We start from the raw sequence: 9,111 nt of genomic DNA, 5'->3' as shown, positions 1-9,111 counted from the left end.
AAGAGTGCGCACAACAAACCTGGGGGGCCCGCCGGCAAATCCCGGGCGCCCGCCCCTGTTCGGGTGGTGTGACTACGCTACGCGGACGAAGGAAGCACCGCTGAGCCAGCTGATGGAGTGGACTTCGGTCTTGAAACCGTCCACGCCGCCGCTGACAACCTGGCCGTTGCCGGCGAAGACGCCGACGTGGCCGGCGGTGATCACCAGGTCACCGGGAGCAGGGGTGCCCACAGTGGTGCCGTACTGGTAGAACTGGCCCGGGGCGAGGTCGCCAACGCTCTTGCCCACGGCGCGGAGAGCCTTCTCCACCATGGCGGTGCAGTCCTGCTGGACGCCCAGCTGGCCGTAGGCGTTCGCCAGAATGGCTGCGCCGGTCCCGGTGCCGGTGGCTGCCGGTGCTGCCGGAGCAGGTGCTGCCGGAGCAGGTGCCGCCGTGGAGGCGTAGGACAGGTTCATGCCGGTGTTTGCAGGAGCGGCAGCAGCCTTGGCGGGAGCCGGAGCAGCGGCCGGAGCGGCTGCAACGAAGCCAGCGCCGGGGATCTGGATCTGGTCGCCGGGGTAGATGATGGTGTCGATCGACAGCCCGTTGGCGGACAGGACATCATTCAGGGCTACCCCGTTGGCAGCCGAGATGGCGCCCAGGGTGTCGCCGGAGACGACGGTGTGCACGTTGGCTGCAGCTGCTGCGGGGGCAGCCACTGCAGCAGCCGGTGCTGCATAAGCCTGGGTGTTGGTGGTCTCAGTGGTGTCCGGACCGGTGACGCCTGCGTGGGCAGGGGCGCCAACACCGAAGGCAATGCCGGAAGCGGCGGCTACGGCGAGCGCCGGGCGGCCAAGCGACTTGGCTGAGACAGCCAAGCCCTGGAGCGCAATGGAGCGGGCCGGAGTCGCGCGGTGACGGGCGGTGGTGGAATTTTTTGACACGGTTGATCGCCTCTCCCATGCCTGCGGGGTGAGCTGTCGGGTTCGGGTTGGAGATACCCGGCCGGAGCAACTCCGTACGAAACGGAGGCACTATCGACTTAACCCCAAGGCCTCGTATGAGGCCGCGGAAACTTGGTTCCCCCGTCCCTGCCAGCTGGAAACGATTGAATCCCGGGTCAGTGGCAGGGCTCGGCATACTGACGGGAATGCCCCGTCTGAGAGGGACACCTGAAGACCATAGCCCGATACCGGATGCATTGTCACGTTTGGGTAACATACGAGGTGGTCCTATCGTATTTAGCAATCGAATAGATTCAGCACCCACATCCGGCTGACCACCCGAGATAGGCGCGCCGCGTAAACCGCAGTGTTGTTTGTCACAACGCCATAAAGGAACCCTGCAAAGGTGCCTGGGAGGCACGCGTTTTTCCGCTCCATAACGATGAAACGCTGGTTTGAATGCAGGACGCAAAATCCATCGAGGCGGGAAAAGCCGCCGAAATCGTGAGGATTGGCCATCTGCTGGCCAGTCTCCTCTTTTCGGGCACCTAGGGACTTGCCCAGGCCCTTCCGCCGGGCAAGTATGCAAGCGCCGGCACCGGTTGGCTTACGAGCTATCGAAACCAAATCGAAGGGGGGCTGGGCTGTATCGGTGGCCGTTACGGCTCGCCGTGCCCGGCCTGGAACCACTCGTGGCGAGGAGCTGGTACTGACGCCGCGTAGGCTTTTGCCATGCCCGACTTTGAACGGTTCCGTATCCTGCTCGAGGAGGAGCGGGAGCGGAAGATGGCCCTCCTTCCGGCCCTCCGCGCGGACATCGCCTCCGCAAATTCGGCACGCCAGGACTCCAACGTGGACGACGAACATGATCCGGAGGGCTCCACCATCGCCTTCGAGCTGTCCCAGGCGTCCGCCCTGCTGAAGCAGAGCAGCGCAGGGCTTGACCAGGTGGACGCCGCTTTGGCCAGGATCTCCGCCGGCACCTACGGGACCTGCGCCGTCTGCGGGGAAGCCATCGCCGAAGGCAGGCTCGAGGCACGGCCGTGGACCCCGTTCTGCATCCGGCACGCATCGGCAGGCCGCAGGCAATGAGCAGCGGCATCGATCAGGTAACGGCTGCAGCAGAATTTGTCGACCGGACGCTGCAGAACGAGGGGTCCTGGTATCGGGCGGACGACGTCGAGGGCCGGCTGGGCGGGCAGCTGGCCTCCTACGGCTCCTCGGTGGGTGCTGTGCGCGGAACCGTCCGCGACGCCCTGCGGAAGTATAAGGACTTTGACCACGACGCCGTGGTCCAGCTGGCGTCCGCCCTGTGGGGTCAGCCGCGGCCCGGCTCCAGGCCGGTCTTTGAGCGCCGGCTCGCCGCCGTTGTGCTGCTCCAGTCCAAGGTGCCACTCCTGCGCCATTCGGACCTGACCCGGATCGAGGGCTTCCTGCGGTCTGCCGGTACGGGCGAACTGACGGAACCCCTGCTGGCCGACGTTATGGTGCCGTTCCTGGCACGGCTCGGCGGGCGTGACCGGCAACGCGTGAACGTTGTCCTCGCCCGCTGGCGGACGGACCCCGACGGCAGGCTGCGCCGTGCCGCCGCCTTCATCGGTCAGCAATCCACCCCCGACCCCCCACCACAAGGAGACACGCATGAACGATCCCTATAACCTGGACCGGTTTGTCGCCGCGCAGGACAGCGGCGGAGCCTACGATCAGGCCCTGGCGGAACTGCAGCTGGGCAGCAAATCCGGCCACTGGATGTGGTTCATCTTTCCGCAGATCGCGGGCCTGGGCCACAGTGAGATGTCACGTCGGTACGCCATCAGCTCCATTGCCGAGGCCCGGGACTACCTGGACCATCCAGTGCTTGGCCCGCGGCTGCTCGACTGCGCCCTGGCCGTCACCAACCATGCAAGCCGCCCTGCGGAGGACATTCTCGGTAGCATCGACGCCCGGAAGCTGCATTCGTCCATGACGCTGTTCCTCCGCGCAGCCCCCGGGGAAACCGTCTTCAAAACCGTGCTGGCCCAGTTCTTCGATGGTCAGCCCGATGCCGCTACCGACGAGCTGCTGGCCGGCCAGGACGAACAGTAAGGGCCAACGCTTGAAGGAGGGGATGGCGGCGCCCTGCGTACGCAAGGCACCGCCATCCGGCTCACTTGTTGTGGCTTAACGCTACGGCGAGGGACTGCCGCCGTTGACGTTCAGCGTTTCCCCGATAACGTAGCTGGACTCCGGCGATGCCAGGAAGACGTACGCCGGGGCGAGTTCCGCGGGCTGGCCTGCCCGGCCCAGGGGAGTGGACTGGCCGAACTCCGGCAGCTCCTCCTTGGGCTGCCCGCTGCTGACCTGCAGCGGCGTCCAGATGGGCCCCGGAGCTACGGCGTTGACACGGATGCCCTTCGGCGCGAGCTGCTGGGCGAGTCCCTTGGTGAAGTTGTTGATGCTGCCCTTGGTGGTGGCGTAGTCCAGCAGCGTGGGGGACGGGTTGTAGGCCTGGATGGACGTGGTGTTGATGATGGTTGACCCTGCCGGCATGTGCGGGAGGGCAGCCTTGGTCAGCCAGAACATTGCGTACACATTGGTTTTCAGTGTGTGGTCGAACTGCTCGTCCGTGATGGCGGTCAGCTCCTCCTGCGCCACCTGCTTGCCGGCGTTGTTGACCAGGATGTCCACCCCGCCGAGCACGGCCACTGCGGTGTCAACCACTTCGCGGCAGACGATGGGGTCCTTCAGGTCCCCGGGGACCTTGACAGCTTTCCGGCCGGCGGCCTCGATAAGTCCCGCGATGCGGGCTGCGTCCTCTTCCTCCTCCGGGAGATAGGACAGGACGACGTCGGCCCCCTCGCGGGCGAAGGCGATGGCAGTGGCCGCCCCGATCCCGGAGTCCGCGCCGGTCACGATGGCCTTCCTGCCTTCCAACCGGCCGGTCCCGCGGTACGTGTTCTCGCCGAGGTCCGCTTTGGGCTCCAGCTCAGCGTCCAGGCCCGGCTCGGGCTGGTGCTGCTCCGGCGGCGAGATTTTTCCGTACGCCGTCACAGGGTCGCGGAAGGTGTACTGGTCTGTCATGGTGGTCCTCCTGTTGGGTAGGGGTGGAACACGGCAAAACTAAGCATGCTTACCGTTCCAAGCGTAGGCACTCCGGCCTGTCCCTGCCAACCCGCATTGCACTGCTTGTTCAGCCCGGCTCCGGGTCCCGGCTGACCTCCACCAGCCTGACATCCCGCAGGTTTCCCGAGTCCACCACCGCTGTGATGTACGTGCAGGCAGGCTGCCGCCGCCGGTCCGTGGGGGAGCCCGGGTTGAGCAGCCGCATTCCTCCCGGTGATGTTGTATCCCACGGAATGTGGCTGTGCCCGAAGACCAGCACATCGGTATCCGGAAAGTTTGCCTCACACCGCGCTTCCCGGCCTTTCGCCTGGCCGGTTTCGTGCACCATGGCGAAGCGGACACCCTCAAGAGTGGCGGTGGCCGTTTCCGGCAGCCGGCCGCGCAGGTCGGGACCGTCGTTATTGCCGTAGACACCTATCAGGCGCCGGCTGCGGCGCTCAAGCTGGTCCAGCAGCTCCGCCGTCACCCAGTCACCGGCGTGGAACACCACATCGGCGCTTTCGACGGCGGCCCACAGTTGCGCCGGGAGGGCCTTCGCGCGTTTGGGCACATGCGTATCAGCGAGCAGGAGAAGGTTCAGGGGCATGGGGAAATCCTGCCACGCCGCCCGGCTCCGATGGCCCTTCCTTTGGCATTGTTCCGCATGGCGGGCAGACGTACTCTGGGGCTGGAGGTGATAGCCATGGAGGCTGCACAGGGCGACCGGATCATTGTTCACGGAAGGACCGTCGGGGCTACAGACCGGCACGGCGTAATTCTCGAAGTGCGCGGGCAGGGCGGCACCCCGCCCTACCTGGTCCGCTTTGACGATGGCCATGAAACCATCATGTACCCCGGCGGCGATTTCGCCGTCGAACGCGGCAACGCGCACCAGCACCGCAGCGAGTGATGCGCCGCTTCCGGTCAACCTGTCAGACTGGAGCGATGGATCACTCACTGGCTTCCACACCGTCCTCCACCCCGCCTGTCCGTACCGGCCCGCGCGATCCCGGTGACGCTTGGGTTGAAGGTGAACATGGCCGGTACTGGGGCAGGTTCGGCGCTGCCGGGGTGCTCGCCTACGACCCCGCCAAGGGTGTGCTGCTGCAGCACCGTGCCATCTGGAGCCACAACGGCGGAACCTGGGGACTGCCCGGCGGGGCGCTCCACAAAGGCGAGGACGCCGTTGTGGGTGCGCTGCGTGAGGCCTACGAGGAGGCCGCGGTTCCGCCGGAGAACGTTGGCGTGCTCTTCACCTCGGTATTGAACCTGGGCTACTGGTCCTACACCACGGTGGTGGTGCTGGTGACGCACCCGTTTGATCCGGTGATCAGCGATCCTGAAAGCATTGAACTGCTGTGGATTCCGCTGGCTGACGTGGAAAGCAAGGAGCTGCATCCCGGGTTCGCCGCCGCGTGGCCGGACCTGCGGGAGCGGCTGGTTTCCGGTAGTTAGCCGGAATGCCGGTCAGTAGTCCGGGCCGTATTCGGCGTGGACCAGGATGGGCAGGTGGTCCGAGTTGCCGCGCGGGAGGGTCTCCACGCTGGTGATGTCCAGCCCCAGTGACGTGGCGAAGTCGAAGTGGCCCTTAAAGACCTTGTAGCGGGTATACGTGCGCCGGTTGCTCAGCGAGAGCGCATAGCCCGAGTTCTTCATGTGGACGTGCAGGTTCTTGGTGAAGAACGGGTAGTTGAAATCTCCCACCATCAGCGTCATCAGTCCCTTGCCCATGCTCAGGAGTTCGGCGTGGGCGGCGTGGATCTGCTTCCGTCGCAGCGAGTTGGAGGCCGTCAAGGGGGCGGCGTGGAAGGAACCGATCACCAGTTCGTGCTGGGTTTCGTTGTCCATCACCCGGGTGCCGATGAGCCGTTCGTGCGCCGGTGCCAGAACCCTGTCATGCATCGACTTCTTCAAGGCGAAGGACTGGGTGTCCAGGGCGGTAAACCGGCTGGTGCGGTAGTAGATGGCGAGCCCGAGCCGGTTTCCCTTGGTGGCGTCCGCGAGGTGAAGCGGGCCTAGGGTTTCCGGAAGGTCGCTGGAGTCCACCTCCTGGAGGCAGAGCGCATCAATATCATGGTTCCGTGCCAGGGCAAGGAGCTCACCGCTTGCCTTGTGCTTGCGGAGGTTGTAGCTGATGACGCGCATGGAACACCTCTTCCGAGGGTTGCTGACAGGACCAGTTCCTGAGTCTACCCAGATGACAGCCGCCAGGCTTCAACATTTCGCCGCGTCGGATGGCAGCCCTGCCGGTGGCCTGGGAGCAAAACGATAGAGTTATTGGCAATTCACTGAAATCTCCTTCGAAGGGCACCCGTTGACTGCTGATCTGCCTGAACTGGCTGAGGGAAACTTCTATTACCAGGCCCTGGGTGATGGCCGCTTCCGCTCCACCATCCACGCCCAGGGCGCCTGGAACGTGCACGAGCAGCACATGGCGCCGGCCTCCGGGCTGATGGCCGACAGCCTCGAACGCCACCAGCCGCGGACGGACATGCGGATGGCCCGCCTCAGCTACGAGATCCTGGGCCTGATCCCCGGCGGTGAATTCCACATTGAGACCACCACGCTGCGGCCGGGCAGGACCATCGAACTGCTGCAGGCCGAACTGCTGGCAGGGGGGCGGACAGCGATCCGTGCCACGGCCTGGCGGCTGGCCACCAGTGATACGTCCGGGGTGGCCGCTGTGGAAGACACTGCGATACCCGGGCCCGACGAATGCAAACCCTACGACGGTGCCTCAGTATGGCCCGGCGGCTACATCCGCTCGCTTGAAATGAGGGTGGCGGAAGGGCACCGGCCGGGGGCCGGCAAGGTATGGCTGCGCACTGACCATCCCCTCACCGACCGCGAAGACAGCGGACAGCTCGCCCGGCTCATGGGGCTGGTGGACACCGCCAACGGCATCGCTGCCCGGGTACCTCCCGGCAAGGACAGCTACGCGTTCCCCAACCTGGACCTGCAGATCCATATGTACCGCCGCCCCGAAGGGGAGTGGCTGGGGCTGGACAACGCTGTCTCGTTCGGCCGGGACGGAATCGGACTCACCTCAACGGTGCTGCACGACCTCCAGGGCCCCTTCGGCCGGGCTGAGCAGATCCTGACCGTACGCAGGACATAAGGCGGCACCGGCGTGCTCCATGCGGGACGTTTCCGGCCCCGCGAAGGCGCCCTGGGCAGCGCGCCAGCCCAAGGCCGTGAGCCAGCGGCCGCCGTCGAGCGCTGGCCGGAGGGCAAGGAACACAATTCGGCGGTGTTATTGACGTAGAAGGCAACCGCGTACCCTAGGTTTGGCTTGTCCGTCAGCAATTCGCCGATGTGGCTCCGGTAGAACGGGTTCATCAACTTGCGCCAGACGGCGTCAATCACTGCGAACGCGGCGGCAACAACGAGAATTGCAAGATGACCATAGGGGAACGTAGCAACATGCACCACGCCGGACCGGGACCCCGCACACTCACGGTGGTGCGGCAGGAGGCGTCGCTCGGCGCAGCCCGTGACCTGGAATTTGGCCTGGAGCTCCTGGCCAAGGCAAGGACGGGGGACATCGGCCCCACGCTTCGGCTCTACCGCCCTGCCCCCACGGTGGCGTTCGGCCAGCGGGACACCCGGCTGCCGGGCTTTGAAGCAGCGGCCCAGGCCTGCCGCGGCAACGGTTTTGAGCCGCTGGTCCGCAGGGCGGGAGGGCGCGCCGCTGCCTACCACCAGGGAACCCTCGTGGTGGACCACATCGAACCGGACGCAGATGCCATTGCAGGATCGAAAAGCCGGTTCGGATACTTTGGCTGGCTGTTCGCCGAAACGCTGCGCAGCGTGGGAGTGCAGGCGGCCCTAGGGGAAATCCCGGGTGAGTACTGCCCGGGGGAATACAGCGTGCACGGCACGGACCCGGCAACCGGTTCCCGTATCAAGCTGGTGGGCACCGCCCAGCGTGTGGTGGCCGGAGGGTGGCTTTTCAGCTCCGTCATCGTGGTGGAAAACTCTTCCCCCATCCGCAAGGTCCTCGCGGACAGTTACGCAGCCCTGGGGCTGGAGTGGGACCCTGCCACGGCGGGAGCCGTCAACGATCTTGTGCCGGGCGTGGACGTAGCGGCCGTGGAGGATGCGCTGCTTACCACGTATGCGGGCCACGCCAGCCTCACGAGTGCTGCCTTCAGCAGCCTGGGGGCTTGACCCCCAGTGGTTCAGGGGCAGGTACGCAAACGGGACCAGCACCGAAGTGCTGGTCCCGTTTTGTCTATCACACGCCTGTGACGGCGGTGCCTGGGTAAAAGTCCCTGACCCGGTTTGCCAGCTACGCTGCGAGGCGGGTCCTGACTTCGGCAGCGGAAGGGTTGGTAGCCGCGGTGCCATCCGGGAACAGGACCGTAGGCACCGTGCGGTTGCCGCCGTTCAGCTGCTCCACCAGTTCTGCGGTGCCGTCCACTTCCTCGATGTTGATCTCGGTGTAGCCGATGCCCTGTGCGTCCAGCTGCTTCTTCAGCCGGTTGCAGTAGCCGCACCAGGTGGTGGAAAACATGGTGATGGTGCCGGTTTCGGGAGTGAAGTCCACGGATTTCTCCTACATGTTGCTGGGGGTTTCATTCCTGACAACGGTAGCGTGCGGCCCCGTATTCCCAGCAACTGCGCCCCTGGCCGCCCTCCGCATGACAGCTTCTGCCGCCGATGGCATGCTGGAGCCATGTGTGGACGCTATGTGATGGCACGTGCCGTGGGGGACCTCCTGGCTGAGTTCGACGCCGAGCTTGAGGAGGAGGTGGCCATCCCGCCGTCGTGGAATGTCGCGCCAACTGATGACGTTCCCATTGTCCTGGAGCGGCTGATCGATGAAGGTCCGGAGCGCAAGCAGGTGCGCCAGCTGCACGTGGCGCGGTGGGGACTGGTTCCTTCCTGGGCCAAGGACCCGGGTATCGGTTCCCGGATGATCAACGCCCGGAGCGAATCGGTGCTGGAGAAGCCCGCCTTCCGCAAGGCCATCCAGTCACGCCGGTGCGCTGTGCCCGCAGACGGCTACTACGAATGGAAGCAGGGTCCCGGGAAAGGGAAGCAGCCCTACTACGTGCATCCGGGGGAGGGCCGCAGTTTGGTTTTTGCCGGGCTCTATGAGTG

13 protein-coding genes, 1 pseudogene and 1 riboswitch are annotated in these 9,111 nt (G+C 65.4%); of the genes and pseudogenes, 9 read left to right on the top strand and 5 right to left on the bottom strand.

Annotated elements, in window-relative coordinates; translation table 11 throughout:
- Positions 1-72 precede the first annotated feature (72 nt).
- On the bottom strand, positions 73-924 hold the full coding sequence (locus AC5RWX_RS26785; RefSeq protein WP_494099302.1) for a LysM peptidoglycan-binding domain-containing protein: 852 nt from the start codon (positions 922-924) through the stop codon (positions 73-75).
- Between the two features lie 3 nt (positions 925-927).
- A riboswitch (cyclic di-AMP (ydaO/yuaA leader) is annotated at positions 928-1,090 on the bottom strand.
- A gap of 446 nt (positions 1,091-1,536) precedes the next feature.
- Between AC5RWX_RS26785 and AC5RWX_RS26780 the strand changes: the two are divergent.
- The 4 genes and pseudogenes from AC5RWX_RS26780 to AC5RWX_RS26765 all read left to right on the top strand — a co-directional run.
- Positions 1,537-1,647, top strand: a pseudogene (locus tag AC5RWX_RS26780) (hypothetical protein); the annotation flags it as partial.
- A gap of 9 nt (positions 1,648-1,656) precedes the next feature.
- On the top strand, positions 1,657-2,016 hold the full coding sequence (locus AC5RWX_RS26775) for a TraR/DksA family transcriptional regulator (protein WP_494099301.1): 360 nt from the start codon (positions 1,657-1,659) through the stop codon (positions 2,014-2,016).
- Positions 2,013-2,582: a DNA alkylation repair protein gene (locus AC5RWX_RS26770; RefSeq protein ID WP_494099300.1), complete on the top strand. Its 570-nt coding sequence runs from the start codon at positions 2,013-2,015 to the stop codon at positions 2,580-2,582. The genes AC5RWX_RS26775 and AC5RWX_RS26770 overlap by 4 nt, the downstream gene beginning before the upstream one ends.
- Positions 2,566-3,009, top strand: coding sequence for a DUF1810 domain-containing protein (locus AC5RWX_RS26765; RefSeq protein ID WP_494099299.1), 444 nt, complete (start codon positions 2,566-2,568; stop codon positions 3,007-3,009). The genes AC5RWX_RS26770 and AC5RWX_RS26765 overlap by 17 nt, the downstream gene beginning before the upstream one ends.
- 81 nt (positions 3,010-3,090) lie before the next feature.
- Here the strand turns inward: AC5RWX_RS26765 and AC5RWX_RS26760 are convergent, their stop codons facing one another.
- Positions 3,091-3,984 (bottom strand): glucose 1-dehydrogenase, encoded by an 894-nt coding sequence (locus AC5RWX_RS26760; RefSeq protein WP_494099298.1) that lies wholly within the window; start codon positions 3,982-3,984, stop codon positions 3,091-3,093.
- A gap of 109 nt (positions 3,985-4,093) precedes the next feature.
- Positions 4,094-4,612: a metallophosphoesterase family protein gene (locus AC5RWX_RS26755; RefSeq protein ID WP_494099297.1), complete on the bottom strand. Its 519-nt coding sequence runs from the start codon at positions 4,610-4,612 to the stop codon at positions 4,094-4,096.
- A gap of 96 nt (positions 4,613-4,708) precedes the next feature.
- On the opposite strand from AC5RWX_RS26755, the gene AC5RWX_RS26750 reads away from it, so the two are divergent.
- Together AC5RWX_RS26750 and AC5RWX_RS26745 are read left to right on the top strand one after the other, a co-directional pair.
- The gene (locus AC5RWX_RS26750; RefSeq protein ID WP_494099296.1) at positions 4,709-4,915 is read left to right on the top strand and encodes a DUF1918 domain-containing protein; all 207 of its coding nucleotides are present in this window, start codon (positions 4,709-4,711) and stop codon (positions 4,913-4,915) included.
- Positions 4,916-4,950: 35 nt separating this feature from the next.
- Positions 4,951-5,460 (top strand): NUDIX domain-containing protein, encoded by a 510-nt coding sequence (locus AC5RWX_RS26745; RefSeq protein WP_494099295.1) that lies wholly within the window; start codon positions 4,951-4,953, stop codon positions 5,458-5,460.
- Positions 5,461-5,472: 12 nt separating this feature from the next.
- On the opposite strand, the gene AC5RWX_RS26740 is transcribed toward AC5RWX_RS26745, so the two are convergent.
- Complete coding sequence (locus tag AC5RWX_RS26740; RefSeq protein ID WP_163163987.1) at positions 5,473-6,150, bottom strand: endonuclease/exonuclease/phosphatase family protein; 678 nt, start codon at positions 6,148-6,150, stop codon at positions 5,473-5,475.
- 169 nt (positions 6,151-6,319) lie between these two features.
- On the opposite strand from AC5RWX_RS26740, the gene AC5RWX_RS26735 reads away from it, so the two are divergent.
- Positions 6,320-7,123, top strand: a complete 804-nt coding sequence (locus AC5RWX_RS26735) for a thioesterase family protein (RefSeq protein ID WP_494099294.1) — start codon at positions 6,320-6,322, stop codon at positions 7,121-7,123.
- Between the two features lie 305 nt (positions 7,124-7,428).
- A complete protein-coding gene (locus AC5RWX_RS26730) occupies positions 7,429-8,175 on the top strand; it encodes a lipoate--protein ligase family protein (protein WP_494099304.1) in 747 nt (248 codons plus the stop codon).
- A 121-nt stretch (positions 8,176-8,296) separates the two neighbouring features.
- Here AC5RWX_RS26730 and AC5RWX_RS26725 read toward each other — a convergent pair whose 3' ends face one another.
- Positions 8,297-8,554 carry a mycoredoxin gene (locus AC5RWX_RS26725; protein WP_494099293.1) on the bottom strand — a complete coding sequence of 86 codons (258 nt, stop codon included), beginning with the start codon at positions 8,552-8,554 and terminating at the stop codon, positions 8,297-8,299.
- Between the two features lie 147 nt (positions 8,555-8,701).
- Here AC5RWX_RS26725 and AC5RWX_RS26720 point away from each other — a divergent pair.
- On the top strand, positions 8,702-9,111 hold a 410-nt coding region (locus AC5RWX_RS26720; protein WP_494099303.1), incomplete at its 3' end, for an SOS response-associated peptidase.

The sequence above is a fragment of the Arthrobacter sp. SPT-J7 genome, from assembly GCF_059089965.1.
This window is presented reverse-complemented; position numbering and strand designations above follow the sequence as displayed.

Excerpts from the sequence above, each read along its gene's own strand:
- AC5RWX_RS26765 (WP_494099299.1), top strand. The coding sequence starts at position 2,566 with ATGAACGATCCCTATAACCTGGACCGGTTTGTCGCCGCGCAGGACAGC.
- AC5RWX_RS26750 (WP_494099296.1), top strand. The coding sequence starts at position 4,709 with ATGGAGGCTGCACAGGGCGACCGGATCATTGTTCACGGAAGGACCGTC.
- AC5RWX_RS26740 (WP_163163987.1), bottom strand. The coding sequence starts at position 6,150 with ATGCGCGTCATCAGCTACAACCTCCGCAAGCACAAGGCAAGCGGTGAG.
- AC5RWX_RS26775 (WP_494099301.1), top strand. The coding sequence starts at position 1,657 with ATGCCCGACTTTGAACGGTTCCGTATCCTGCTCGAGGAGGAGCGGGAG.
- AC5RWX_RS26755 (WP_494099297.1), bottom strand. The coding sequence starts at position 4,612 with ATGCCCCTGAACCTTCTCCTGCTCGCTGATACGCATGTGCCCAAACGC.
- AC5RWX_RS26730 (WP_494099304.1), top strand. The coding sequence starts at position 7,429 with ATGCACCACGCCGGACCGGGACCCCGCACACTCACGGTGGTGCGGCAG.
- AC5RWX_RS26770 (WP_494099300.1), top strand. The coding sequence starts at position 2,013 with ATGAGCAGCGGCATCGATCAGGTAACGGCTGCAGCAGAATTTGTCGAC.
- AC5RWX_RS26745 (WP_494099295.1), top strand. The coding sequence starts at position 4,951 with ATGGATCACTCACTGGCTTCCACACCGTCCTCCACCCCGCCTGTCCGT.
- AC5RWX_RS26760 (WP_494099298.1), bottom strand. The coding sequence starts at position 3,984 with ATGACAGACCAGTACACCTTCCGCGACCCTGTGACGGCGTACGGAAAA.